This window comes from Streptomyces sp. 3N207 (assembly GCF_052246355.1).
GTDB lineage: Bacteria > Actinomycetota > Actinomycetes > Streptomycetales > Streptomycetaceae > Streptomyces.
In genome coordinates, this window is the sequence record NZ_JBQQBV010000031.1 from 41,624 (window position 1) to 65,800 (window position 24,177).

30 protein-coding genes are annotated in these 24,177 nt (G+C 71.3%); 10 read left to right on the top strand and 20 right to left on the bottom strand.

Features of this window, described 5'->3' with window-relative positions:
- Positions 1-64: 64 nt before the first annotated feature.
- From ACTWP9_RS32650 to hisI, 13 genes are all read right to left on the bottom strand, one after another.
- The gene (locus ACTWP9_RS32650; RefSeq protein WP_443249942.1) at positions 65-697 is read right to left on the bottom strand and encodes a Na(+)/H(+) antiporter subunit C; all 633 of its coding nucleotides are present in this window, start codon (positions 695-697) and stop codon (positions 65-67) included.
- Positions 694-3,756 (bottom strand): Na+/H+ antiporter subunit A, encoded by a 3,063-nt coding sequence (locus ACTWP9_RS32655; RefSeq protein WP_443249943.1) that lies wholly within the window; start codon positions 3,754-3,756, stop codon positions 694-696. Before ACTWP9_RS32655 ends, ACTWP9_RS32650 begins: the two co-directional genes overlap by 4 nt.
- 174 nt (positions 3,757-3,930) lie before the next feature.
- Positions 3,931-4,818, bottom strand: a complete 888-nt coding sequence (gene lgt, locus ACTWP9_RS32660; protein WP_443249944.1) for a prolipoprotein diacylglyceryl transferase — start codon at positions 4,816-4,818, stop codon at positions 3,931-3,933.
- 209 nt (positions 4,819-5,027) lie between these two features.
- Complete coding sequence (locus ACTWP9_RS32665; RefSeq protein WP_443249945.1) at positions 5,028-5,768, bottom strand: DsbA family protein; 741 nt, start codon at positions 5,766-5,768, stop codon at positions 5,028-5,030.
- Positions 5,769-5,869: 101 nt separating this feature from the next.
- Positions 5,870-6,688: a tryptophan synthase subunit alpha gene (gene trpA, locus ACTWP9_RS32670; RefSeq protein ID WP_443249946.1), complete on the bottom strand. Its 819-nt coding sequence runs from the start codon at positions 6,686-6,688 to the stop codon at positions 5,870-5,872.
- On the bottom strand, positions 6,685-7,938 hold the full coding sequence (trpB, locus tag ACTWP9_RS32675; RefSeq protein WP_443249947.1) for a tryptophan synthase subunit beta: 1,254 nt from the start codon (positions 7,936-7,938) through the stop codon (positions 6,685-6,687). The genes trpA and trpB overlap by 4 nt, the downstream gene beginning before the upstream one ends.
- Before the next feature lie 133 nt (positions 7,939-8,071).
- Complete coding sequence (gene trpM / locus ACTWP9_RS32680) at positions 8,072-8,227, bottom strand: tryptophan biosynthesis modulator TrpM (RefSeq protein ID WP_443249948.1); 156 nt, start codon at positions 8,225-8,227, stop codon at positions 8,072-8,074.
- 6 nt (positions 8,228-8,233) lie between these two features.
- Positions 8,234-9,055, bottom strand: a complete 822-nt coding sequence (gene trpC, locus ACTWP9_RS32685) for an indole-3-glycerol phosphate synthase TrpC (RefSeq protein ID WP_443249949.1) — start codon at positions 9,053-9,055, stop codon at positions 8,234-8,236.
- Between the two features lie 134 nt (positions 9,056-9,189).
- Positions 9,190-9,609 carry a DUF2752 domain-containing protein gene (locus tag ACTWP9_RS32690; protein ID WP_443249950.1) on the bottom strand — a complete coding sequence of 140 codons (420 nt, stop codon included), beginning with the start codon at positions 9,607-9,609 and terminating at the stop codon, positions 9,190-9,192.
- 23 nt (positions 9,610-9,632) lie between these two features.
- Positions 9,633-9,911: an HGxxPAAW family protein gene (locus ACTWP9_RS32695; RefSeq protein WP_443249951.1), complete on the bottom strand. Its 279-nt coding sequence runs from the start codon at positions 9,909-9,911 to the stop codon at positions 9,633-9,635.
- A 210-nt stretch (positions 9,912-10,121) separates the two neighbouring features.
- Positions 10,122-10,733: a TIGR02234 family membrane protein gene (locus ACTWP9_RS32700; RefSeq protein ID WP_443249952.1), complete on the bottom strand. Its 612-nt coding sequence runs from the start codon at positions 10,731-10,733 to the stop codon at positions 10,122-10,124.
- The gene (locus ACTWP9_RS32705) at positions 10,730-12,247 is read right to left on the bottom strand and encodes an anthranilate synthase component I (RefSeq protein ID WP_443249953.1); all 1,518 of its coding nucleotides are present in this window, start codon (positions 12,245-12,247) and stop codon (positions 10,730-10,732) included. Before ACTWP9_RS32705 ends, ACTWP9_RS32700 begins: the two co-directional genes overlap by 4 nt.
- Before the next feature lie 11 nt (positions 12,248-12,258).
- A complete protein-coding gene (gene hisI, locus ACTWP9_RS32710; protein ID WP_443249954.1) occupies positions 12,259-12,618 on the bottom strand; it encodes a phosphoribosyl-AMP cyclohydrolase in 360 nt (119 codons plus the stop codon).
- A gap of 133 nt (positions 12,619-12,751) precedes the next feature.
- Here hisI and ACTWP9_RS32715 point away from each other — a divergent pair, with 133 nt between their 5' ends.
- Positions 12,752-13,384: a TIGR03085 family metal-binding protein gene (locus ACTWP9_RS32715; RefSeq protein WP_443249955.1), complete on the top strand. Its 633-nt coding sequence runs from the start codon at positions 12,752-12,754 to the stop codon at positions 13,382-13,384.
- Between the two features lie 128 nt (positions 13,385-13,512).
- On the top strand, positions 13,513-14,736 hold the full coding sequence (locus ACTWP9_RS32720; protein WP_443249956.1) for a serine hydrolase domain-containing protein: 1,224 nt from the start codon (positions 13,513-13,515) through the stop codon (positions 14,734-14,736).
- Positions 14,737-14,850: 114 nt separating this feature from the next.
- Here ACTWP9_RS32720 and ACTWP9_RS32725 read toward each other — a convergent pair whose 3' ends face one another.
- Positions 14,851-15,741: a LysR family transcriptional regulator gene (locus ACTWP9_RS32725; RefSeq protein WP_443249957.1), complete on the bottom strand. Its 891-nt coding sequence runs from the start codon at positions 15,739-15,741 to the stop codon at positions 14,851-14,853.
- 97 nt (positions 15,742-15,838) lie between these two features.
- On the opposite strand from ACTWP9_RS32725, the gene ACTWP9_RS32730 reads away from it, so the two are divergent.
- Genes ACTWP9_RS32730 through ACTWP9_RS32745 form a run of 4 tightly spaced genes read left to right on the top strand, consistent with a single transcriptional unit; the run spans position 15,839 to position 20,046 of the window.
- Entirely contained in the window at positions 15,839-16,591 is a 753-nt protein-coding gene (locus ACTWP9_RS32730; RefSeq protein WP_443249958.1) for a succinate dehydrogenase cytochrome b subunit, read from the top strand.
- Positions 16,588-18,537, top strand: coding sequence for a fumarate reductase/succinate dehydrogenase flavoprotein subunit (locus ACTWP9_RS32735; protein ID WP_443249959.1), 1,950 nt, complete (start codon positions 16,588-16,590; stop codon positions 18,535-18,537). Before ACTWP9_RS32730 ends, ACTWP9_RS32735 begins: the two co-directional genes overlap by 4 nt.
- Positions 18,534-19,274 (top strand): succinate dehydrogenase/fumarate reductase iron-sulfur subunit, encoded by a 741-nt coding sequence (locus ACTWP9_RS32740; RefSeq protein WP_443249960.1) that lies wholly within the window; start codon positions 18,534-18,536, stop codon positions 19,272-19,274. Before ACTWP9_RS32735 ends, ACTWP9_RS32740 begins: the two co-directional genes overlap by 4 nt.
- Before the next feature lie 37 nt (positions 19,275-19,311).
- Positions 19,312-20,046 carry a class I SAM-dependent methyltransferase gene (locus tag ACTWP9_RS32745; RefSeq protein WP_443249961.1) on the top strand — a complete coding sequence of 245 codons (735 nt, stop codon included), beginning with the start codon at positions 19,312-19,314 and terminating at the stop codon, positions 20,044-20,046.
- A 96-nt stretch (positions 20,047-20,142) separates the two neighbouring features.
- Here ACTWP9_RS32745 and ACTWP9_RS32750 read toward each other — a convergent pair whose 3' ends face one another.
- The 3 genes from ACTWP9_RS32750 to ACTWP9_RS32760 form a co-directional block, all read right to left on the bottom strand.
- On the bottom strand, positions 20,143-20,499 hold the full coding sequence (locus tag ACTWP9_RS32750; RefSeq protein ID WP_443249962.1) for a DoxX family protein: 357 nt from the start codon (positions 20,497-20,499) through the stop codon (positions 20,143-20,145).
- 231 nt (positions 20,500-20,730) lie between these two features.
- Positions 20,731-20,970, bottom strand: a complete 240-nt coding sequence (locus ACTWP9_RS32755) for a DUF7848 domain-containing protein (protein ID WP_443249963.1) — start codon at positions 20,968-20,970, stop codon at positions 20,731-20,733.
- The gene (locus ACTWP9_RS32760; RefSeq protein WP_443249964.1) at positions 20,967-21,125 is read right to left on the bottom strand and encodes a hypothetical protein; all 159 of its coding nucleotides are present in this window, start codon (positions 21,123-21,125) and stop codon (positions 20,967-20,969) included. Before ACTWP9_RS32760 ends, ACTWP9_RS32755 begins: the two co-directional genes overlap by 4 nt.
- 297 nt (positions 21,126-21,422) lie before the next feature.
- Here ACTWP9_RS32760 and ACTWP9_RS32765 point away from each other — a divergent pair, with 297 nt between their 5' ends.
- The 4 genes from ACTWP9_RS32765 to ACTWP9_RS32780 are packed head-to-tail and all read left to right on the top strand — an operon-like array spanning position 21,423 to position 22,877.
- Positions 21,423-22,253 carry a helix-turn-helix domain-containing protein gene (locus ACTWP9_RS32765; RefSeq protein ID WP_443249991.1) on the top strand — a complete coding sequence of 277 codons (831 nt, stop codon included), beginning with the start codon at positions 21,423-21,425 and terminating at the stop codon, positions 22,251-22,253.
- Positions 22,250-22,462 carry a DUF397 domain-containing protein gene (locus ACTWP9_RS32770; RefSeq protein WP_443249965.1) on the top strand — a complete coding sequence of 71 codons (213 nt, stop codon included), beginning with the start codon at positions 22,250-22,252 and terminating at the stop codon, positions 22,460-22,462. Before ACTWP9_RS32765 ends, ACTWP9_RS32770 begins: the two co-directional genes overlap by 4 nt.
- Positions 22,459-22,671, top strand: a complete 213-nt coding sequence (locus ACTWP9_RS32775) for a DUF397 domain-containing protein (protein WP_443249966.1) — start codon at positions 22,459-22,461, stop codon at positions 22,669-22,671. Before ACTWP9_RS32770 ends, ACTWP9_RS32775 begins: the two co-directional genes overlap by 4 nt.
- Positions 22,668-22,877 (top strand): DUF397 domain-containing protein, encoded by a 210-nt coding sequence (locus ACTWP9_RS32780; protein WP_443249967.1) that lies wholly within the window; start codon positions 22,668-22,670, stop codon positions 22,875-22,877. The genes ACTWP9_RS32775 and ACTWP9_RS32780 overlap by 4 nt, the downstream gene beginning before the upstream one ends.
- A 64-nt stretch (positions 22,878-22,941) precedes the next feature.
- Here ACTWP9_RS32780 and ACTWP9_RS32785 read toward each other — a convergent pair whose 3' ends face one another.
- The 3 genes from ACTWP9_RS32785 to ACTWP9_RS32795 form a co-directional block, all read right to left on the bottom strand.
- On the bottom strand, positions 22,942-23,454 hold the full coding sequence (locus ACTWP9_RS32785) for a hypothetical protein (RefSeq protein WP_443249968.1): 513 nt from the start codon (positions 23,452-23,454) through the stop codon (positions 22,942-22,944).
- 153 nt (positions 23,455-23,607) lie between these two features.
- Complete coding sequence (locus ACTWP9_RS32790) at positions 23,608-23,811, bottom strand: hypothetical protein (RefSeq protein WP_443249969.1); 204 nt, start codon at positions 23,809-23,811, stop codon at positions 23,608-23,610.
- A 110-nt stretch (positions 23,812-23,921) separates the two neighbouring features.
- On the bottom strand, positions 23,922-24,134 hold the full coding sequence (locus ACTWP9_RS32795; RefSeq protein ID WP_443249970.1) for a type II toxin-antitoxin system CcdA family antitoxin: 213 nt from the start codon (positions 24,132-24,134) through the stop codon (positions 23,922-23,924).
- Positions 24,135-24,177 lie beyond the last annotated feature (43 nt).

Consider the following 24,177-nt stretch of genomic DNA (forward strand, 5'->3'; position numbering starts at 1 on the left):
CGCGGCGCCGGACAAGGAGTCCGCGGCGGGCACAAGGTGCTCGGCGGACACAAAGGGCTCGGCGTCATCGGTCCGCGCCCAGGATGGTCTGCCATGGGTCGTCCTCCCCTACGATCTCCTCCGCGCTCTCCTCGGCCCGCGCCTGGCGGGCGCGGAAGGCCCGCGCGTCGGCGCGAGCGCGCCGACGCAGCTCGCGGTACCGGTCGCGGGCCGTGCCCAGCCGCTCGTAGGCGGTGTACTCCCGGGCCTCGCGCTCCTCCTCGTCGCGGGCCAGGGCCCGGTACTCCAGGCGCCGCTTGCGGTAGGCGGCGCGCAGCCGTTCGCGCTCCTCGGCGTAGGTGGCGCGGCGGACGACGCGGATGTCCTCGATGTCGTCGGGTACGTCGTCGTTGCCGGAGTGCTGCCAGGAGCGGTAGGCCATGGTCGCCAGGAACGCGGTCAGCGCGAGGGTGATGACGATGGCGGTGAGGATGAACGCCTGCGGCAGCGGGTCGGCCATCGTCCTCCGCGCCGAGCCCGGGTAGAGCAGCGCGGCGTTGCCGTCGGGTCCGGAGGTGGCGAGCACCAGGATGTTGACGCCGTTGCCGATCAGGACGGCGCCCAGCAGGATGCGGGTCAGCGGACGGGCCAGCAGCAGTGCCGTACCGGCGGCGAACAGCACTCCGCCGCAGGCCACCAGGACAACGGTTCCCGTCACGCGGCCCCCTCTTCCGTACTGCCGGAGGCATCCGCGCTGCGGGCACGCTCGCGTTCCAGGCGCCGGTCGATCTCCGAGCCGAGGCTGCGCAGCACATCGAGGACGACGCCGAGTACGAGCAGATAGACGCCGGTGTCGAAGAGCACGGGGCTGGCCGCGTGGAACGGCCCGACGAGCCAGAAGTCGCCGGTGACCTTGCCGGCGGCCAGCACGCTGCCGCCCAGCCAGAGCCCGCCGAGTCCGGTGCCGGTGATGATCAGCAGGCCCAGGCCGAGCAGGAAGCCGGCGTCCACGGGCGCTGCCGCCGCCAGCTCCAGCCGACCGCCCGCCAGATAGCGCACGGCCAGCGCGAGTCCGGCGACCAGGCCCGCGGTGAACCCGCCGCCGGGCTGGTTCTCGGCGGAGAAGAGCAGATAGAGGGAGAGCACCACGATCGGGTGGAAGACCAGCCGGGCCATCACCTCGAACATCACCGAGCGCCCCTCGGGGGCGAGCGAGGAGCTGGCGGCCAGCCAGGTGCGGCGCGGTGCGACAGGGGAGCCGCGCGGCGGCGGGCGTACCGGCAGCTTCCAGGCGTCCCTGCGCCCCGCGGGAAGGCGGTGCGGCCCGGTCTCGGCGGACTCGGCCCGGCGGTCGAGGGCGACGCTCGCCGAGCCGGGCGCGGTGGCGGGCGGTGTCCCGGGCCCCGCGACGGGCGCCGTCGGCGGCGGGCCTGAGGGGTCCTCCTCTCGCGGTACCGGCTGGGCGACCGGCACCCGGGTCCGGCGGCGCAGATAGACGAGGCTGGTGACGCCGACTGCGGCGACGGCGAGCACCGCGGACTCGCCCATGGTGTCCCAGGCGCGCAGGTCCACGAGGGTGGTGGCCACCACGTTCCGGACGCCTTCGTGTTCCGTCGCGGAGAGCAGCTCGGGTCCGGAGGGAGGGGCGGTGCGGGCGGCGAGGGCGACGTACAGGAGCCCGGCGATCAGCGCCCCGGCCGCGACCGAGAAGACGAGCTGCACGCTCCGCCGCGTCCGCCACATCCGGCTGCCGTCCGGAAAGCGCGCCGGGAGCCTGCGCAGTACGAGGACGAAGACGGTCAGCGAGACGGTCTCCACCGCGAACTGCGTCAGCGCCAGATCGGGTGCGCCGTGCAGTACGTAGAGGAGTCCGGCGCCGTATCCGGTGATACCGGCGAGGACGGCCGCCTTCAGCCGCTGCTGTGCCGCCACACACAGCACGCCGACCCCCGCCACCCCGGCCGCGACGACGAGCTGGGGGACCGAGTCGTACCAGCGTGCCGGGCCCAGGTCCGGCCAGGGGTGACCGGCCACCAGCTGCGCCGTCTCGAAGCCGAACAGCACGACGAGGGCCGTGCCCAGGTAGACGGGCAGCGAGCCGCGCTGCACGGCGCCGGTGACCTGGAGCGAGAGCCGCTCCAGCGCCCACAGCGAGCGGGCGAACACCTGGTCGCCGTCGAACTGGGAGAGCCGCTCGCCCAGCGCGGCGAGCGGCCGTGCGGCGAGGAAGAGCGCGGCACCCAGCACCCAGGAGACGACCGCGAGCCCCAGCGCCACGCCCCAGCCGTGCCACAGCGCCAGGTGGTAGGGGGCGCCCTCGACGGGGAACGCGTCGGCGTACCGGCCCAGCAGCGGGTCGAGCCACACCACGCCGGGGCCCAGCGCGAGCCCGGCCAGCGCACACAGCAGCGGCGGCCCCAGCAGCAGCGTCCCGGTCCGAGCACCCTCCGGACAGGTCACCGGGTTCAGCGGTGGGGCGCCGCCCTTGGTGGCGAAGGCCCCCCACAGGAAGCGCAGGGTGTACGCGGCGGTGAGTGCCGACCCCGCGACGACGGCCGCCAGCGTCCACGCCTCGGCCGTCCCGGCGCCCAGCAGCGCCGCGACGGCCGCCTCCTTGCCGGCGAACCCGAGCAGCGGAGGCAACCCCACCATCGACAGCCCGGCGAGTACGGCGACACCGCACAGTGCGGGCAGCGCCCGGCCGACGCCGGAGAGCCGTTCGAGGTCGCGGCTCCCGGTCAGCCGGTCGATGGCGCCGACGACGAGGAAGAGCGGCGCCTTGAACAGCGCGTGCGCCAGGAGCACATCGGCCCCGGCCAGCGCCGCGTCCCGGGTGCCGTCGCCGACCAGCACGGTGAGGAAGCCGAGCTGGCTGACCGTACCGAAGGCGAGCAGCAGCTTCAGATCCGTCTCGCGCAGCGCCCGCCAGCCGCCCAGCAGCATCGTCACGCTGCCCAGCACCAGCACCAGCGCCTTCCAGGGCACCACCTCGGCGAAGCCGGGCGCGAGCCGCGCGATGAGATAGACCCCGGCCTTGACCATGGCGGCGGCGTGCAGATACGCGGAGACCGGGGTGGCGGCGGCCATCGCCCCCGGCAGCCAGAAGCTGAACGGCCATACGGCGGACTTGGACAGCGCCCCGACCAGCACCAGCACCACGCCGCCCGCCACCAGCGCTCCCCCACCGGGCGGGTCGGCGAGCAGCTGTGAGATCCGGAAGGTGCCGGCGGCCTGCGCCAGCATCAGGAAGCCGACGAGCATCACCAGCCCGCCGAGCGTGGTGACCAGCAGCGCCTGGAGCGCGGCCCGCCGGTTGGTCCGGTGTTCGGAGCTGTGCCCGATGAGCAGGAACGAGAAGACCGTGGTCAGTTCCCACAGCACGTACAGCACGATCAGATCGTCGGCCAGGACCAGGCCGAGCATCGCCCCGGCGAACGCGGTCAACGACCCGGCGAAAGCGCCCAGCCGTGGTGTGTCGCGGTCGAAGTAGGCCGCGCAGTAGATCATCACCAGCGCACCGATGCCGCCGGCGATCAGCACTATCACCAGCGCGAGGGCGTCACACCGCAGCGCGATCCCGACGCCGAGCGCCGGAATCCAGGCGGTGTGCTCGGTGAGCACTTCGCCGTCCGCGACCTGGGCAAAGTGTGCCGCCGCCCATGCGGCGGCGCCGGCCGGCACCGCCGCGAGCAGCACAAACGCGCGCGTACCGAGCCACTGCACCAGTGGCCCGGCGCAGCACGCGGCCGCGAAGTGGGCGACGATCAACCACAGCACTCACCGAGAATTGCATACATAGCTATGCAATTCGGATAGGCGGCTCGCGTCCTGATAAGGGGGTGCCCCTGGCTGTCACCCGCAGCCTGCGGGTATGTCGTGGCTAGTGGGGGCACCTCCCGGCCGGAGGCTGGGGGAGCAGTTCCCCGCGCCCCTGACGGGGCGCAGCCCCCGCTAGGTGGCGGACTTCTCCGCGGAGACCCCCTCATTCGCGGCCTCGGCACCATCGGCGTCAGCGTGCGGCTCGACAACATCCTCGCGGCCGGGCCGCTTCCTCGCGGAGACGACGATGTAGACGACCGCCGCCAAAAAGACGACCAGCGCCGTCCAGTTGTTCAACCGCATGCCGAGCACATGGTGCGCGTCGTCCACCCGCAGGTACTCGGTCCAGAAGCGCCCCACCGTGTATCCGGCCACATAGACCGCGAACGCCCGGCCGTGCCCGAGCCGGAATCGCCGGTCCGCCCAGATCACCAGCAGCGCGACGCCGAGGCACCACAGCGACTCGTACAGGAAGGTCGGGTGGTACGTCGCCAGATCAGGGGTGTCGACCGGCCGGTGCTCCGGGTCGATCTTGAGGGCCCACGGCAGATCGGTGGGCCGCCCGTACAGCTCCTGGTTGAACCAGTTGCCCCACCGGCCCAGCGCCTGCGCCAGCACGATGCCCGGCGCCACCGCGTCCGCGTAGGCGGGCAGCGCGATGCCACGACGGCGGCAGCCGATCCAGGCACCGAGGGCGCCGAGCGCGATGGCGCCCCAGATGCCCAGCCCGCCGTCCCAGATCCGGAGGGCGTCGACGGGGTTGCGGCCCTCACCGAAGTAGAGCTGATAGTCGGTGATGACGTGGTACAGCCGGCCACCGACGAGGCCGAACGGTACGGCCCACACGGCGATGTCGGCGACCGTACCCGGCCGCCCGCCCCGCGCGACCCACCGGCGCCCGCCGAGCCAGACCGCGGCGAAGACGCCGAGGATGATGCAGAGCGCGTAACCGCGCAGCGGGAGCGGCCCGAGGTGAATCTCACCGGCCGATGGACTGGGGATAAAGGCAAGGGTCTCCATGGCGAACCCGACGCTACCGTGCCCGGCGCCACGCCGAACAATCAGCCCGCACAACGGCTGGATAACGCCTGATCCCCGCGCCCCGTCAGGGGCGCGGGGAACTGCTCCCCCAGCCTCCGGCCGGGAGGTGCCCCCACAAGCCACAACCCACCCGCAGCCCGCAACCGGCGACCAGGGGCACCCCCTCACCCGGCACCGGGGAGAGAGGGCTAACTCTTCGCGGCGACCAGCTTCCGCAGCCTCTCCGGGGTCAACGGGTTCGCCTGGTCGCTGAAGATGTCCTTGCCGTCCAGCAGAACGGTCGGCGTCCCCTGGTGTCCGGACTTACGGAACTCCGCGTCGGAGCGCTTCACCCAGTCGTCGTGCCGACCGCTGGTCACGCACTCCTTGAACCCGGCATCCGCCAACCCGTCCACCTTCCCGGCCAGTTCGATCAGCCGCCCGGTGTCGGCGAACGCGTCCTTCTCCTCGCCGGGCTGGTTGCGGTACAGCACATCGTGGTAATCGGCGAACTTCCCCTTGTCCCTGGCGCACGCCGCCGCGTTGGCCGCCTCGCGGGAGCCCCGGCCGCCCATGTTGCCGTCGATGAGCGTCACCAGGTGGTACTCGGCCTTGAGCTTGCCCGCCCGCTGCAGGCTCTTGATCGTGCTCCGGAATCCGTTCTCGAACTGGCCGCACGCCGGGCAGCGGAAGTCCTCGTAGACCGTGAGCTTGGCCGGGGCGCTGCGCTGCCCCACCGTGACCGGCTTCGCCGACTGGCTGCCCGCCTCGTCGCCGCTCTGGCCGGCCACGGTGGCGCCGATGCCGGTGGCCACGGCCAGTACGCCGACGACCAGCGCGCCCATCTTGAGCGAGCGCCGCCTGCGCTCGGCCGCCTTGTCCCGCTCCCGCTCGGCCCGCAGGCGCTCGCGGGCAGAGCGCTTGCCGCCGTCATTGCTGTTCTGGCTCATCACGTCCGACCCAACGAGAGGGCTCCGTCTCGATGAGCTCACAGCACTCTTTTTCCCCCAAAAGGGATGGCCCCCCGGACGTTGCCGGGGGGCCGTAACCGCTACCGGCGGACGCCCTCCGCGAGGACCGCGGCGAGCTCCCGTACGCCGTCGAGGCCCGCCTCGAGACTGTCCGCGGCAAGCAGCCGCTTGACGAACGCCGAGCCGACGATCACCCCGTCCGCGAAGGCGGCGACCTCAGCGGCCTGCGCAGGGTTGGACACCCCGAGCCCGACACACACGGGCAGCGAGGTGGTGGACCGCACCCGGCCCACCAGTTCCCGGGCCTCGTTGCCCACCGACTCCCGGGTTCCGGTGACCCCCATCAGCGAGGCGGCGTACACGAAGCCGCTGCCGGCGGCGGTGATCCGGGCGAGCCGTGCGTCCTGGCTGCTGGGCGCGACGACGAAGACCGTGCCGAGCCCCGCCTGCTCGGCCGCCTTCCGCCAGCCCTCCGACTCCTCGACCGGCAGGTCGGGCAGGATGCACCCGGCACCGCCGGCCGCCGCCAGCTCCTCGGCGAAGCGCTCGGCGCCGTACCGGTCGACGGGGTTCCAGTACGTCATGACCAGTACCGGCTTTCCGGTGGCGGCGTGCGCCTCGCGGACCGTACGCAGTACGTCCGCGATCCGCACTCCGCCCTCCAGCGCGATGGTGTCCGCAGTCTGGATGACCGGCCCGTCCATCACCGGGTCGCTGTGCGGGAGCCCGACCTCGACCACGTCGCAGCCGCTCTCCAGCATTGCCGTGCAGGCGGCGATGCCGCCCTCGACGGTGGGGAACCCGGCCGGGAGATAGCCGACGAGCGCGGCCCGGTTCTCGGCCTTGGCCCGCGCCAGGGTCTCCTGAAGCAGTGCGATGTTGCCGCCCGTGCCGCTCATGCGTGCTCCCCCTCGGCCTTCTCGTCCGTCCCGTCCAGCAGGCCGAAGTACCGCGCGGCCGTGTCCATGTCCTTGTCGCCGCGGCCCGAGAGGTTCACCAGCACGATGCCCTCCTCGCCCAGCTCCTTGCCCAGGTCGAGGGCGCCCGCCAGCGCGTGCGCGCTCTCGATGGCCGGGATGATGCCCTCGGTCCGGGAGAGCAGCCGCAGCGCCCGCATCGCCTGGTCGTCGGTGACGGGGCGGTACTCGCCGCGTCCGCTGTCCTTGAGGAAGGCGTGCTCGGGGCCGATGCCCGGGTAGTCCAGCCCGGCCGAGATCGAGTACGGCTCGGTGATCTGGCCCTCGTCGTCCTGCAGGACGTAGCTGCGCGACCCGTGCAGGATGCCCGGCTCGCCCGCGGTCAGCGTGGCCGCGTGCTCACCGGACTCCACGCCGTGCCCCGCCGCCTCGAAGCCGACCAGCCGCACGCCGGTGTCCGGCAGGAAGGCGTGGAAGAGCCCGATCGCGTTGGAGCCGCCGCCCACGCAGGCGGCGACGGCGTCCGGCAGCCGCCCGGTGCGCTCCAGGATCTGCCGCCGCGCCTCGACGCCGATCACGCGGTGGAAGTCGCGGACGATCTGCGGGAAGGGATGCGGCCCGGCGACCGTGCCGAACAGGTAGTGGGTGGTCTCGACGTTGGCGACCCAGTCGCGGAACGCCTCGTTGATGGCGTCCTTGAGCGTGCGGCTGCCCGAGGCGACCGGGACGACCTCGGCGCCGAGCATCCGCATACGGGCGACGTTCAGCGCCTGCCGCTCGGTGTCGAGCTCGCCCATGTAGATGGTGCACTCGAGGCCGAAGAGGGCGCACGCGGTGGCGGTGGCCACACCGTGCTGGCCCGCGCCGGTCTCGGCGATGACGCGGGGCTTGCCCATGCGCTTGGTGAGCAGGGCCTGGCCCAGCACGTTGTTGATCTTGTGCGAGCCGGTGTGGTTGAGGTCCTCGCGCTTGAGGAAGACGCGGGCGCCGCCCGCGTGCTCGGCGAACCGCTGCACCTCGGTGAGGGCGCTGGGCCGGCCGGTGTAGTTGACGAGCAGCTCGTCGAGCTCGGCGGCGAAGGCGGGGTCCGCCTTCGCCTTCTCGTACTCGGCGGCCACCTCGTCGACCGCGGCGACCAGCGCCTCGGGGATGAACTTGCCGCCGAACGCGCCGAAATATCCGGCAGCGCTGGGGCTTTGACCCTCCGGGTCGGGAATGAAGTAGTCGGACATACCGACAGTGCTCCTTGGCTATGGGCTGACGTGACGGCTCTGTCCCCGGCTCGCAGCCCGCCCCTGGTCGGAGGCGCCCCCTCGGTGGAGACAGGGGTGCCCCCTCAGTCGGGCACGGGAGCGAGGGGGAAGGTCAGCGCCATCGACGGCCGCGGATCACACCCGGCTCGCACCCGATGTGATACCGGACCGACCGTCCCCGCACGCGCCGCGCGGGCGCCCGGCACCCACGCGGCCGGCACCCACGCGCCAGCGCGAGGGAGCACAGGGAGACGACGGTGGCGGCCATGGAGCGTCAGCCCCTCCCGCCGTGCCGCAGCGCCGGGTGGGCGCCCGCGGCGACGAGATCGGAGACCGCGGTCTTCGGGTCCTTGCCGGTGACCAGCGACTCCCCCACCAGAACGGCGTCGGCCCCCTCGTTCGCGTACGCGATCAGATCGTGCGGGCCGCGGACGCCGGACTCGGCGATCTTGACGACGTGGTCGGGGATCTCGGGGGCGATCCGGGTGAAGTTGCTCCGGTCCACCTCGAGGGTCTTCAGGTTCCGCGCGTTGACGCCGATGATCTTCGCCCCGGCCTCCAGCGCCCGCTCGGCCTCCTCCTCGTCGTGCACCTCGACCAGCGGGGTGAGTCCGATGGACTCGGCGCGCTCGATCAGGGAGACGAGCGCCTCCTGCTCCAGCGCGGCGACGATCAGCAGCACGAGGTCGGCGCCGTGCGCGCGGGCCTCCCACAGCTGGTAGGAGGAGAAGATGAAGTCCTTGCGCAGGACGGGGATGTCGACGCGGGCGCGTACGGCCTCGAGGTCGGCCAGCGAGCCGCCGAAGCGGCGGCGTTCGGTGAGGACGGAGATCACGGCGGCGCCGCCCGCCTCGTAGTCGGCGGCGAGCCCGGCCGGGTCGGCGATGGCCGCCAGCGCGCCCTTCGACGGGCTGGAGCGCTTGACCTCGCAGATCACCCGCACTCCGGCCGTACTGTCGCCCTTGAGCGCCGCGAGCCCGTCCTTGACCTGGGGCGCCTGGGCCGCGCGCTCCTTGAGCTCCTCGAGGCTGACGCGCGCCTGCCGCTCGGCGAGGTCCTCACGCACGCCTTCGATGATCTCGTCGAGCACACTCACCGAGCGGCCTCCTTGCTGGCTGGGGTGGGGCACTGTGATGGTATCCGCCGCGGCGCGGAGGTCTCGCATCCGGTTGCACACGGTCCCATATAGCGGACAAATCACCGCCCCGGTGGCCGTCCGGGCGGGACCGGTCAGGGAGTCAGCCCGCTGCCGAGGGGCGTATTCCGGACAACCGTGAAGAGCACCAGCAGCGCCCCGGCGGCCCACCCGTGCCAGGCCCGGAGGCGTACCGGGAGGGAGTACGCGCGGGCCCGTACCGCGCGGGCGCTCCAGTGGAGCCAGCCCAGCGCGAGGCCAGCGAAGAGCAGAACGGCGAGCGCGTTGGCGCCCAGCGCCGTGACCAGGTCCCCGTGGGCGACGGCGTGCGCACTGCGCAGCCCGCCACAGCCGGGGCAGTACAGCCCGGTGACAGTCAGAAAGGGGCAGGCCGGGTAGTGGCCCGGCTGATTGGGGTCGACGGCGGCCACATAGCCGAAGGCCGCGCCCGCCACGGCGAGGGTGCCGAGGGGCGCGGCCAGCCGCGGCACCACGCCGAGGAGGCGGTGCCGCACCGTCGCGGCGTTCTGCCGTCGGTTCAGGAGTGCGCCTCGGCGCGGCTCTGCTGGTGCCCCTGCTCGTGCGCCAGCTTGTGGGCCCGCGCCTGCTCGGCCGTCATGCCCTTGGACTTCGACTGGCCGAGCCCCGCCGCCCGCATGATGCCGCCGATCACAGCGCCCGCCCCGATGACGACCAGCCCTCCGACCACGCCGACGGGCTGCGCCAGCACCGTGAAGGCGGAGGCGACGCAGAAACCGACGAAGGAGATGATCGAGCCGGTCCAGGCGGCCGGGGTGTGTCCGTGGCTGTGCGCCATGAATGCTCCTTGAGTCACAACATGAGGTGGGGCCACCCGGCCCGTTCGCCGCCTATTCTCCCCCTTCCACGGCTGCCCGCTACCGCGGGGGTCAGGCGCGGCTCAGGGGAGGCGCCCCGAAGGGGCGCGAGGAACTGCGCGCCCAGCCACAGCACACCCGCAGCCCGCGCACCACAGCCAGGGACCCCCTCACCGGAAAGCCAAACGCCCTCAGGCCGTGCCGCGAGTGGGGTCCTCCCCCCGGTCCAGCGCCTTCCACAAATCCTCGGGCCGATCGGGATCAATCCGCTCCGCGCGGGCGGCACGCTTCCGCAACGGAGTGCGCTCGTACCGCGCGCTGCCGGACATCGATGGCCACCCACTCCCATAGCGCAGCGCCAACAGCCCCGCAATCAGCAGCAACGCGCCGCCCGCCGCCGAGACGTACGGCCACGCAGTGACGGAGACGGCACCGATACCACTGTCCGCAAGCCCACTGGTCCTGGCAGCCTCGGCGGCGAGCGCCCCGGTGTCGTCGGCCCCGAGCAGCGCGGAGGCCAGCACGGCGGCACCGCACAGGGTGAGCAGCCCTGCGACGACACGGCGCCCGGCGCGGCGTACGGCGAAGACGGCGACGAGTGCAGCGAGGCCGACCAGGGCCAGTGCGCTGGGCAGACCGGTGACATCGCCGCCCTCGGCGCTGACCGGCACCTCGCCCTGGGCGAACTTCGCCGTGGACTCGCTCCACGTCTGCCCTGCGGAGACCAGCGCGAGGGCCGCGCCCACCGCGCCGCTCAGCAGTGCGACGGCCAGCGCGGCGCGAGCGGGGGTTCGAGAAGTCACGCCTCCACGCTACCCCCGAGCCGCTCGGCGGTACGGACCGCCCTCAGTACCGCAGCGGCCTTGTTGGCGCACTCGGTGTCCTCGGCCGCCGGGTCGGAGTCGGCGACGACACCGGCACCGGCCTGGACGTACGCGGTCCCGTCGCGCAGCAGCGCGGTGCGGATCGCGATGGCGGTGTCGGAGTCGCCCGCGAAGTCGAGATATCCGACACAGCCGCCGTAGACCCCGCGCTTGGTGGGCTCGAGCTCCTCGATGATCTGGAGTGCGCGCGGCTTGGGCGCTCCGGACAGGGTGCCGGCCGGGAAGCAGGCGGTGAGCGCGTCGAACGCCGTACGGTCCTCGGCCAGTTGACCTGTGACGGTCGAGACGATGTGCATCACATGGCTGTAGCGCTCGATCGACATGAAGTCGACGACCTCGACGCTGCCCGGCTCGCAGACCCGTCCCAGGTCGTTGCGGCCCAGGTCCACCAGCATCAGATGCTCGGCCCGCTCCTTGGGGTCGGCCAGCAGCTCCTCGGCCAGCGCGGTGTCCTCGCCCGGGGTGGCGCCGCGCGGCCGGGTACCGGCGATGGGGTGCATCATCGCGCGGCCGTCCTCCACCTTGACCAGCGCCTCGGGGCTGGAGCCGACGATGTCGAAGCCCTCGAAGCGCAGCAGATACATGTACGGGCTCGGATTGGTGGCCCGCAGCACCCGGTAGACGTCCAGCGCGCTCGCCTCGCAGCGGGCCTCGAACCGCTGCGAGGGCACCACCTGGAACGCCTCGCCCCCGCGGATCCGCTCCTTGATGTCCTCGACCCAGTCCTGGTACGTGGCGCCGCCCGACCTGGCCTCGAACACGGGCAGTTCGGACGGCGGCAGCGCCACCGGCTCGACGGGCGCGGGGCGCGCGAGGTCGGCGGCCATCGCGTCCAGCCGCCGTACGGCGTCGGCGTGCGCCTCGTCGACGCCGGTGTCCAGGTCGTTGTGGTTGATCGCGTTGGCGATGAGCAGCACCGTGCCGTCACGGTGGTCGAGGACGGCGAGGTCGGAGGTGAGCAGCATCGTCAGCTCCGGCAGCCCGAGATCGTCCACCGTGCCCGGGTGGTGGCCGACCTTCTCCAGCCGCTGGACGATGTCGTACCCGAGGTAGCCGACCATGCCGCCGGTGAACGGCGGCAGATCGCTGCCCTGGTGCAGGTCGCGCGGGGTGTGCAGGGCTTCGACCGTCTCGCGGAGCGCGGCGAGCGGGTCGCCGTCGGTGGGTACGCCGACGGGCGGGGTGCCCTGCCAGTGCGCCTGGCCGTCGCGCACGGTCAGCGCGGCGTCGCTGCGTACGCCGATGAAGGAGTACCGCGACCAGGTACGGCCGTTCTCCGCGGACTCCAGCAGGAAGGTGCCGGGGCGCTCCCGAGCGAGCTTGCGGTACAGGGCGATGGGGGTGTCGCCGTCCGCCAGCAGGCGGCGGGTCACCGGGATGACCCGCCGGTCCTTGGCGAGCGTGCGGAAAGTTGCGAGGTCAGGCGCCGTCATGGGCCCTCACCCTACTGGTCCGCCGGCAGCAGCACGTCGGCGTCGAAGCAGGTCCGCCTGCCCGTGTGACAGGCGGCGCCGATCTGGTCGACCTTCACCAGCACCGTGTCCGCGTCGCAGTCGAGCGCCACGGACTTGACCCACTGCACATGCCCGGAGGTGTCGCCTTTGACCCAGTACTCGCCGCGGCTCCGGCTCCAGTAGGTGGCCCGCCCGGAGGTGAGCGTGCGGCGCAGCGCCTCGTCGTCCATCCATCCCAGCATCAGCACCTCCCCGGTGTCGTACTGCTGGGCGACGGCGGGCACCAGCCCGTCCGCGTTGCGCTTGAGCCGGGCGGCGACGGCAGGGTCGAGAGTGGTCTCCTGGGACATGGCTCCATTGTCCCGCACCGCCACGCCTCTCCCTACGACGCCGCATGCCCGTACAGGCCGCCGGACACGCCGCGCACACGCCCGCACACCCACAGCGCCCCGCTGTCCTCGTGCCCGCCGTACGCTTGCAGGCATGTCGACCCATGCGAAGCGTGAACGCCTGTTGCTCGCCGATCTCTTGGAGACGCACGGCCCCGAGGCCCCCACCCTGTGCGAGGGGTGGAAGACCCGGGACCTGGCCGCGCACATCGTCGTACGGGAGCGCCGCAGCGACGCGGCGGGCGGCCTGCTGATCAAGCAGCTGGCGGCCCGGCTGGAGCGGGTTCAGGGCGAGTTCGCGGCCAAGCCGTACGACGAACTCGTCCAGCTCATCCGTTCCGGACCGCCGCGGATGTCGCCCTTCGCGCTCAAGCAGGTGGACGAGGCGGCCAACACGGTGGAGTTCTTCGTCCACGCCGAGGACGTACGCCGCGCGCAGCCCGACTGGACCCCGCGCGAGCTGGACCCCGTCTTCGAGGACGCGCTGTGGCGGCGCCTGGAGACCGCGGCCCGGATGTACGGCCGCAAGTCGCCGGTCGGCCTGGTGCTGCGGCGGCCCAACGGGCAGACGGCCGTCGCCAACCGCGGCACGCCTGTCGTCACCGCCGTCGGCGCCCCCTCGGAGCTGCTGCTGTTCGCCTTCGGCCGGCAGGAGCACGCCGATGTGGAGCTGGACGGTGACAAGGATGCCCTCGCCCGTCTGACCCAGGCGAATCTGGGCCTGTAGCTGTTTTTGGGGCGTGAGCCCCCACTTGGCGCCCGGGCGGCGCCCCCGGGACGGGGCAGGGACCGGTAAGGGGACGGGTCAGGGTGTTCCCGGATGGAGGGAAGGCGCCGGGCCGCGAAGGTGGAGTCATGACTTCCTTACCGCTCTCCCCCAGCCGTAAGTCCACCCCCCACGCCCCCTCCCGCCGGACCCTACTGGCGGGGGTGCTCTCCGGCGCGGCGGTCGCCACCCTCGGTACACCGGTGCCGGTCGCGGTCGCCGACAGCGAAGGCCGGGCCGGGCGCCCCACGCTGCCTCCGCCCGACGCCCGCGCGCTGCGCGCTGCCATCGACGATCTGGCCCACCCTCGCGCCTCCGGGGTCCAGCTTCGGGTCAGCGGCTCGGCCGGACGGTGGTACGGCACCTCGGGGGTGTCGGACCCGGCCACCGGACGGCCCGTCGGGCTGAACGACAAGGTACGTGCGGGCAGCGTCACCAAGGCGTTCGTGGCAACGGCCGCGCTCCAACTCGCCGACGAGGGGCGGTTGAGGCTGGAGGCCCCCGTACGGCACTACCTCCCCGATCTGCTGCCGGAGCGGTTCGGCGCGATCACCGTGGCGCAGCTCCTCAACCACACCAGCGGGCTGCCCGACCACGTCGGGCTGCCGGACATGAGCACCCCGGAGGCCGTACTGCGACACCGGTTCGACCGGTGGACGCCGCAGCAGATCGTGGCGACGGTCACCGGCGGCAAGCCGAAGTTCCGCCCGGGCACCAAGCAGGAGTACCGCGGCATCAACTACGTACTGGCGGCGCTGGTCATCGAGCAGGTGACGGGCCGGCCGTACGGCATCGAGATCCGGGACCGCATCCTGCGTCCGCTGCGGCTGGGGCACACCTCGTTCCCCTCGGCGGAAGGCAACCCGCGGCGCATCCGCGGGCCGCACATGCACGGCTGTCTGGAGCTGAGCGACGGCTCGCCGGCGGATGTCACCGAGTTCGACATGTCGATCTCGCACGCGGACGGTGAGATCGTCACCAGCACCGGTGACCTGCACCGTTTCCTGTCCGCGCTGTTCTCCGGCGCGGTGCTGCCGGAGCGGCAGCTGCGGCGGATGTTCACGCTGCCGCCGCGGCATGTACGGATGCTCGACGGGAGCCCCGCGCGGTACAGCGCCGGGCTGCAGACGGTCACGGTGAACGGGGTCACCCTGTGGGGCAAGACGGGCGAGCAGTACGGGTACGCCGCGGGGGTGTTTTCCACCCGCGACCAACAGCGCCGCCTTGTTTGGGCGTTCACGCCTGTGCGGCTGGGCGCCGATCCGTCGCCGATGGCCCAGCGGATCGCTGACGCGGCGACGGCGCCTCGCTGAGGGGGTGCCCCTGTCCGACGCTTGCGGACTGCTGGTGCGTCGTGGCTTGTCGCGCAGTTCCCCGCGCCCCTGACGGGGCGCAGGGTGGGCAAGCGCAGCCCCCATGCGGGGCACTCAGGAGCCGCCGACCAGCCTCTCCGCAATGATCTGCTGAAGCTCCCGCGCTGCGCGGGGCGGGGAGACATCGCTGCGGTGGGCAACCGAAATGGTGCGGTGCAGTCCCGGTGCGGCGAAGCGGGTGACCCGCAGGCCGGAGCGGGCGGCGACCATGCTGGGGACGACGGCCAGCCCGAGGCCCGCGCGGACGAAGCCGAGGACAGCGTCCATCTCGCCGCCCTCCACGGCGAAGGCGGGTTCGAAGCCCGCGTCCCGGCACGCGGCGACGGTCAGCTCCCGCAGGTCGTACCCGCGCCGGAACATCGCCAGCGGGCGGTCGCGCAGGTCCGCGACGCGGATCCGGGAGCGGCGCACCGGCGCCGGCGCGTCGGGGGACGAGACGACGACCAGTTCCTCGCTCAGCAGCTCCGCCGTGGTGAGCACCGGCCCCTGGCCCGCCAGCGGGGTGATGATCAGCGCCAGGTCCAGCTCGCCCGCCGCCAGCACCCGCACCAGATCCTGGGAGCCGTCCTCGTGGACGACCAGCTCCACGCCGGGGTACCGGTCGTGGAAGGCGCGCAGCACATCCGGGACCAGGCTGGCGCACAGGCTCGGCGGCGCCCCCAGCCGCACCCGGCCGCGCCGCAGCTGCGCCACCTCCTGCACCTCGCGGCGTGCCGTCTCGGTGTCGGCAAGCACCCGCCGGGCCAGCGGCAGCAGGGCCTCACCCGCGTCGGTGAGCGAGATGTGGCCGCGTGCCCGGTGGAAGAGCTCCGCGCCCAACTCCCGCTCCAGGGACCGGATCTGCTGGGAGAGCGAGGGCTGGGCGACGTGCTCACGCTGGGCGGCCCGGGTGAAGTGGCGGGTCTCGGCGACGGCCACGAAGTAGCGGAGCTGCTGTAGCTGCATACGGCAAGCATACGGCTCGGCAATAGGCATGCCCTATCGTGCGCAGCCGTTCTATGTCTTGGACGGATGCCGGGTTCCGTCCCTACCTTTCATGGCCATGGCGACGGTTACGCGCACTCCCACCTCCCAGAGCCCTGGAAAGCCCGGCCTCCGCCCGCCGGCCAGGCCACCGCGGGGCGGCTTCCTGCGCACCCTGTGGGGCTCCACGATCGGCAAGAAGACGGTCATGGCGGTCAGCGGGCTGCTGATGCTGGCCTATCTGCTCGTCCACATGTTCGCCAACCTGAAGGTCTTCTTCGGCCCCGAGGAGATGAACGGGTACGCGCACTGGCTGCGCACCTTCGGGGAGCCGTTGCTGCGCCACGGCTGGTTCCTGTGGATCGCACGTGTGGTGCTGCTCGCGGCCGTGGTGCTGCACGGCGTCAGTGCCTACCAGCTCAGCAGGCGCGACATCGCGGCACGCCCCGTCAAGTACCGGCACCAGCGGCGCCAAGCGAGCTACGCGACCCGCACCATGCGCTGGGGCGGGATCATCCTGGCGCTGTTCATCGTCTGGCACGTCCTCGATCTGACGACCGGAACGGTGAATCCGCGCGGCCAGGAGGGCCACCCGTACGAGAACATCGTCGCCGGGTTCCAGAACTGGTACGCGAACGTCATCTACATCGTCGCCATGCTCGCGGTCGGCCTGCACATCCGGCACGGCTTCTGGAGCGCCGCCCAGACCCTCGGGGTGACCCGACCCGGTACCGCCCGCCTGCTCAAGGGCGGGGCCACCGTCCTCGCGCTGGTCATCACCGCCGGCTTCCTCTCCGTACCCCTCGGCGTCATGACGGGAGTCGTGAAATGAGCACCCCTTACCAGAGCTACCGCACCGGCGATCCCGTCGCCGACACCAAGGCGCCCGACGGGCCCATCGCCGAGCGGTGGAACCGGCGCCGGTTCGAGGCGAAGCTGGTCAATCCGGCCAACCGCCGCAAGCACACCGTCATCGTCGTCGGCACCGGTCTTGCGGGCGGCTCGGCGGGGGCCACACTGGCGGAGGCGGGGTACCACGTCGTCCAGTTCTGCTACCAGGACTCCCCACGCCGCGCCCACTCCGTCGCGGCGCAGGGCGGCATCAACGCGGCGAAGAACTACCGCAACGACGGCGACTCGACCCACCGGCTCTTCTACGACACCGTCAAGGGCGGTGACTTCCGCTCCCGCGAGTCCAACGTGCACCGGCTGGCGGAGATCTCCACCGAGATCATCGACCAGTGCGTGGCGCAGGGCGTGCCGTTCGCCCGCGAATACGGCGGGCTGCTGGACACCCGCTCGTTCGGCGGCGTCCAGGTCTCCCGCACCTTCTACGCCCGCGGCCAGACGGGCCAGCAGCTGCTGCTCGGCGCCTACCAGGCGCTCTCGCGGCAGGTCGCCGTCGGGAACGTGGAGATGCACCCCCGCACGGAGATGCTGGATCTGATCGTCATCGACGGGCGGGCCCGCGGCATCGTCGCCCGCGATCTGCTGACGGGCCGCATCGACACCTACTTCGCCGACGCGGTGGTGCTGGCGACCGGCGGCTACGGCAACGTCTTCTACCTCTCCACCAACGCCAAGAACTCCAACGCGACGGCCGTCTGGCGCGCACACCGCAGGGGTGCCTACTTCGCCAACCCCTGCTTCACCCAGATCCACCCCACCTGCATCCCGCGCTCCGGCGACCACCAGTCCAAGCTGACGCTGATGAGCGAGTCGCTGCGCAACGACGGCCGGATCTGGGTGCCCAAGGCGGCCGGCGATGACCGCGCGCCGCAGGACATCCCCGAGGATGAGCGCGACTACTACCTGGAGCGGCTCTACCCCTCGTTCGGCAACCTCGTCCCCCGCGACATCGCCTCCCGCGCGGCGAAGAACGTCTGCGACGAGGGCCGGGGCGTGGGCCCCGGCGGCCAGGGGGTCTATCTCGACTTCGCGGACGCCATCGCCCGGCTGGGCCGGGCGGCCGTCGAGGAGAAGTACGGCAACCTCTTCGAGATGTACGCGCGGATCACCGCCGAGGACCCGTACACCCGTCCGATGCGCATCTATCCCGCCATCCACTACACGATGGGCGGGCTGTGGGTCGACTACGACCTGATGACCACCATCCCCGGCCTCTTCGCCATCGGGGAGGCCAACTTCTCCGACCACGGCGCCAACCGGCTCGGTGCCTCCGCGCTGATGCAGGGCCTGGCCGACGGCTACTTCGTGCTCCCGGCGACGCTGGGCGACTATCTGGCCCGCCATCCGCACCAGGACGTCGATCCGGACCATCCGGCCGTCCACGAGGCGGTGTTCGCCGTCACCGACCGGCTCTACGCCCTGCTGTCCAACAACGGCGACCGCTCCCCCGACTCCTTCCACCGCGAACTCGGCGAGCTGATGTGGGACGAGTGCGGAATGTCCCGTACGGAGGAGGGGCTGCGCAAGGCGCTGGAGCGGATCCCCGAGCTGCGCGCCGAGTTCTGGCGGCGGATCAGGGTGCCCGGCTCCGGCGAGGCGCTCAACCAGTCCCTGGAGAAGGCCAACCGGGTCGCCGACCATCTGGAGCTGGCCGAGCTGATGTGCCTGGACGCACTGCACCGCAGCGAGTCGTGCGGCGGCCACTTCCGCGAGGAGTCCCGTACGGCCGACGGCGAGGCGGCGCGCAAGGACGAGGAGTTCTGCTACGCCGCCGCCTGGGAGTTCACCGGCGTCGGCGAGGCCCCCGTGCTGCACAAGGAGGCCCTCCACTTCGAGTACGTCCACCCCACCCAGCGGAGCTACACGTGAACCTGACCCTTCGGATCTGGCGCCAGCCGGACGCCTCGGCGGACGGCGAGATGCACACCTACGAGGTGGCGGACATCTCCCCCGACATGTCGTTCCTGGAGATGCTCGACACCCTCAACGAGACGCTGATCGAGCGCGGCGAGGAGCCCGTCGCCTTCGACCACGACTGCCGGGAAGGCATCTGCGGCGCCTGCGGCATGGTCATCAACGGGCAGGCCCACGGGCCCGAACGCACCACCACCTGCCAGCTGCACATGCGGCACTTCACCGACGGCGACACCATCGACATCGAGCCCTGGCGGGCCGCGGCCTTCCCCGTCGTACGGGACCTGGTCGTCGACCGGTCGGCGTTCGACCGGGTGATCGGTGCCGGCGGCTACATCACGGCGCCGACCGGGGCCGCGCCGGAGGCGCACTCCACCGCCGTGCCGAAGCCCGTGGCGGACGCCGCCTTCACGCACGCCGAGTGCATCGGCTGCGGCGCCTGCGTGGCCGCCTGCCCGAACGGCTCGGCCATGCTGTTCACCTCCGCCAAGGTGAACCACCTCAACGTGCTGCCGCAGGGCGCCCCCGAGCGCGAGAGCCGGGTGCTCGGAATGGTGGAGCAGATGGACGCCGAGGGCTTCGGCGGCTGCACACTGGCCGGGGAGTGCGCCACGGCCTGCCCCAAGGGCATCCCCATGCCGTCGATCGCCGCGATGAACCGCGAGTATCTGCGGGCCGCCGCCAAGCGGTGATCTCTTCCGAGAGGGGGCCGCATACAGTGGGGACACCATGAGTAGCGAGCGGCCCACCCTCTCCGAACTGGCGCGCCAGGCGCTCTCCTCCGTACAGCGGGGCTACGACCTGCTGGCCCCGAAGTTCGACCACACGCAGTACCGGACCCCGGACAGCGTCCTGGACGCCACCACCCACGCCCTGAAGACGATCGGCCCGTTCACCGACGGGCTCGACCTGTGCTGCGGCACCGGCGCCGGCACCCGTGTGCTCCGCGAGGTGTGCACGGGCCGGACGGTGGGCCTCGACTTCAGCGCGGGCATGCTGACGGAGGCCCGTTACCGGTACGCGACCGCGCCCGACCCCGCCCCGCACTGGGTACGGGGCGATGCGCTGGCACCACCGTTCCGCCCTGGCACCTTCGATCTGGTGGTCAGCTTCGGCGCGTTCGGCCACTTCCTGCCCGCCGAGCGCCCCCGCCTGTTCGCACGGATCCGCGAAGTCCTCCGCGACGGCGGCACGTTCGCATTCCCCATGGCTGCCCCGCCGCGCCCCGGTACGGCGGCGTACTGGACGCTGCTCGGATTCGATGCCGCGATGCGCGTACGCAACGCCGTCTGGCGGCCCCGCTTCGTCATGTACTACCGCACCTGGCCACTGGCCGAAGTCCACCGCGATCTGCTTGCCGCGGGCTTCGACGTGTCATTGCGGCCCCTCCCCGAACTGGGCCGCCGGGCGGACGGCTCCCCGCGGTGCCGTCTGCTGGTTGCGACCGCCGCACGGAGTGCCTGAAGTAGAGGGGTGCCCCTTGCTCGGTCCCGCAGAGCCGCGGGTTGGTTGTCGTTTCTCGCGCAGTTCCCCGCGCCCCTTCGGGGCCCGGCTCCCGCATTACCAGGAACCGTGGTGGGCCAGGTTCAGAGCCAGGGCGGCCACCGCCAGACAGAAGAACACAGCCCACGGTCCCAACTGCCGGTCATGCACCCGCACATGGGCACAGAACGCACCGACGAAGTACAGCACGAGACCGGCGGCGGAGAGCATCCCCAGCACCGGCACGGCAAACCCGGCCAACAGCCCCAGCGCGCCCGTCCCCAGCAACGCGCCCAGTGGAAGCATCCACGACCGGGGCACGCGCAACTTGTCCGCCTGGCTCTTGGGGTAGTCGTGGCCGATGAAGTTGGCGATGGCGGCCGAACCGTTGGCGACGGAGGTGAGAAGGGTGACCACGAGGTAGGCGGTGAACACGAAGGTCTCCTTCTTGGCGAGAGCGACTGTTGAGTGTCCACTTCTGCGACGAGACGGGGCACCTGAAGGTGACATCCGCTGTCCGGGCGGCCCCTGACCGCCGGTGGAGCCCCTCCCCTCACAGGTAGATCCTTTTCTTGCACTTCGTGCAGTGCTTCGCCCCTCGCGGCACTTCGTGCTGACAGGGCTTCTTCAGGTCGTCGGCCAAGGGGTGTTCGTTTCGGGGATCAGTCACAGCCACGCCCCCGGTTCGAACCGGTACGGGCGCGTGATGATCTCCCGGTAGGTGAGGTGCTCCGGGTTCTCCTTCAGATGGCGGGTGACCCAGTTGTGGGGTACCGACTGGCTGGTATGTGGGGAGGCGGTCTGGTCGCAGACGGCGCACTGCATGGTGAAGGTCACCGGCTCGGCGTCCGGCTCCGTATCCGGCACCAGCCGGAACTCACGGAGCCGGAAAGTCACGCGGGTCACGTACGCACCACCGACTTCCTCCGGTGCTCCGGATGCCGCCGCAGCAGTACGACACAGTCGCTGACCCTGCTCCAATCCCCCACCACGCGCGCCGCTTCCCGCTCACGCTCCAGCCGGGCGCATTCCGCGCAGGCAGCGCTGTCCTTCACGCTCACGATGCCGCCTCCGATACGCGACTTGCCTCCTCCAACTGCCGCCCCATCGCACACGACCGCCTGCGCGTACAGGTGCGGCACTCCTGGCGGTGCATCAGGTACGCGGCCTGAAGCTGCTCGATGTCAGCTCTACGCGGGGGCGTGGCGGTCACGGCCTCGCCGACCCGGCCTGGTGAGTCGCACTTTCCGGTCACGACTACTCCTCTCCGTAGCCCTGTGACTACCAAGGGGATTCAGCGTGGCCTAGGGTGTTGCTGTCTTCAACTTGCGCCATTTGAATGGAGAGTTGGGAGATAGCTGTTGAACCGAAAAGAGTTGGACCCCGAAAGGTCACCAGGAGCGGCCTTCGGGCAGCGTTTGCGCACGTTGCGGGAGCAGCGCGGCTGGACTCAGGATGACTTGGCGGACCGGATGGGCTATTCCGGGACGCACATCTCCGCCGTCGAAACTGGTCGCAGATCCCCAACTCTCCGGTTTGCGCAGAGCGCTGACAAGGCGCTCGGGACCGGCACTCTGCTCGAACGTGAAAGTCGGGCAGTACGCCACACCGGTTTGCTAGAGGGGTTCCCGGAGTACGTCGCACATGAGGCGCGCGCAATAGAGATCAGGCTCTTTGAGCTGGGAATCGTTCCGGGTCTGCTCCAGACGCCGGAGTACGCAGCCGCCATCACCTCGGGTGCCGTGCGACGGGGAGCAATCACGGAGCAGCAGGCAGAGGAACGACTGACTCTGCTCGCCAAGCGGCAGGCGTCCCTGGAACGCACTCCCACGCCGCTGATCTACGCAGTTCTGGACGAGAGCTGCATTCGCCGAGTGGTCGGCGGCCCCCAAGTCATGGCGGCCCAACTGGACCGACTCGCCGCGTTTGCCGAGCTGCCCTCCACCGTCTTCCAACTGGCTCCATACGATCTCGGCGAACGGCGCGCTTTCGATCTGCCGGTCTACATCCTGACGATGCCGGACCGCTCGCTGATGTCATACGCCGAGTCAGCGCAGCAAGGGCGACTGGAGCGTGATACGAAGTTCGTACAGCCCCTGTTGACGGCCTACCATCAGTTACAGGCCGAAGCAGCCTCGCAAGCGGCATCTGTGGCCGCGATCAATCAGTTGCGAAAGGGCACCCCGTGACTACCGAAACCCCGCGTTGGTACAAGTCCTCCTACAGCAGCAACGGCGGCGCCTGCGTGGAGGTCGCCGCAAACCTCGCCGCCTCAGACGGCGTCGTCCCCATCCGCGACTCGAAGAACCCCACCGGCCCCGCCCTCAACATTCCGGCCGCCTCCTTCACCGCCTTCATCACCAGCGTCAAGGCTGAAAACTTCGGAGGCACCCCGTGACGACCGAAACCCCCCACTGGCTCAAGTCCTCGTACAGCGACAACGGCGGCGCCTGCATTGAGGTCGCCACCAATCTCGCCACCGCAAACGGCGTGGTCCCCATCCGCGACTCCAAGAACCCAAGCGGCCCCGCCCTCAACATTCCGGCCGCCTCCTTCGCCGCCTTCATCACCAGCGTCAAGGTCGAAGCCTTCGGAGGCACCCCGTGACGACCGAAAACCCGCGCTGGCTCAAGTCCTCCTACAGCGGAAACGGCGGCCAATGCGTGGAGGTCGCCACCAACCTCGCCACCGCACACGGCACCGTCCCCGTCCGCGACTCCAAAAACCGAACAGGCCCCGTCCTCAACCTCCCCGCCAACGCCTTCACCACCTTCATCACGGGCGTCAAGACCGGCGAACTCGGCACCGTCTGACCGCCAGGGCTGCCCCATCGTGCGAACACGATGGGGCTTCTCGCTGGCCGAAGTCCGAAGTCCGCTACGGACGGTCGATCGATCCCCAGGCTCGATATGGCCGGTGCGGCACAGGCCCGGAGGTCGGTGTGCTGGGGCGGGAGAGCCTCTCGCGCCGGGCGTACACCCCCACGACGAGGAGGACTGCCACGGGACTGAGGAGCACGGCAGCGAGCACCAGGCTGATGGCCGCTGCTGCCGTCTTCCCGTCCTGCACAGCGCCGATGCCGGTGGCGGCGAAGGCCCCACCGACCACGACCGGGGGCAGCCCCCAGGGCCACGAGTGGGGTTCGGGCACGGGCTGCGAGGACCGTCCCTCCCGGAAGGCCGCGTACCAGTAGCGGGCGCACCACCAGGCGACCGCGTACGCCGACAGCGCAGCCGAGCCGAAGCCGATCAACGGCCAAGGCCGCTCGGACATACTGACCGCCGTGGCACTCAGCGCCACGCCTGCCAGGGTCAGGAACGGCGTGAGGATCGACCCCATGACCAGGCGATGCCGACGGCTCCCACTGAGAGCGTTGGAGGGCATGAACATGGCCAACACCCTAACTATGTGCGCCCTGTGAAAGGGCTCGCGGCCTCCGTCCTCGGGCACAGTCAACGGAGTTGAGCGACCAGCCGGTCCGGCGCGCACTGGTACCGGTTCAGCGATGCCGCATCGTGCGAGAGGCGAGGGCCTCGCCACAATTCACGTGAGATCCAGGGTGACGCGCAGTGCGGCGGAGATTCGGTCCATGGTCTTGGCCTCGATGGTGCCGAGGAACTCGCCGGCGGTCAGGCGCTTCTCGGTGAGGGCGGTGAGGTCGACGGCGACGGCGGTGCCACGCAGGGGATGGGTCACGGGGATGGTGACGACGGTGTCCGGGGCGCCATGAGTCTCGTCAATCATCATGCACACTGCGGTGCCGCGCAGGGCGTCAAGGCGTCCGACTCGACGATGACCACCGCCCGGCTCTTGGTCGCCAGCTGAACACGCCAAACCTGGCCGCGGGCCAACGGGCATCACGCGACATCCTCACCGAAGGTGTCGGCAAGCTCCTCCGTGTCGTTCGCTGCCCGCTCACGCCAGGCGCGCACAGCGGGCGCCGCGTCACGCAGCTGCTGGGCCCTGAGCGCGTGCTCGATGTAGGCCGACAGGTTCCCGCCGGAGGCGGCGCGGGCATGGGCGACGAGATCGGCCGGCAAGCTGACCGTGGTGCGTGTACGTGAGCTCATACAGGTGCGCATTCTTCCGTATGACGTCGTGGCGCACTCGCCA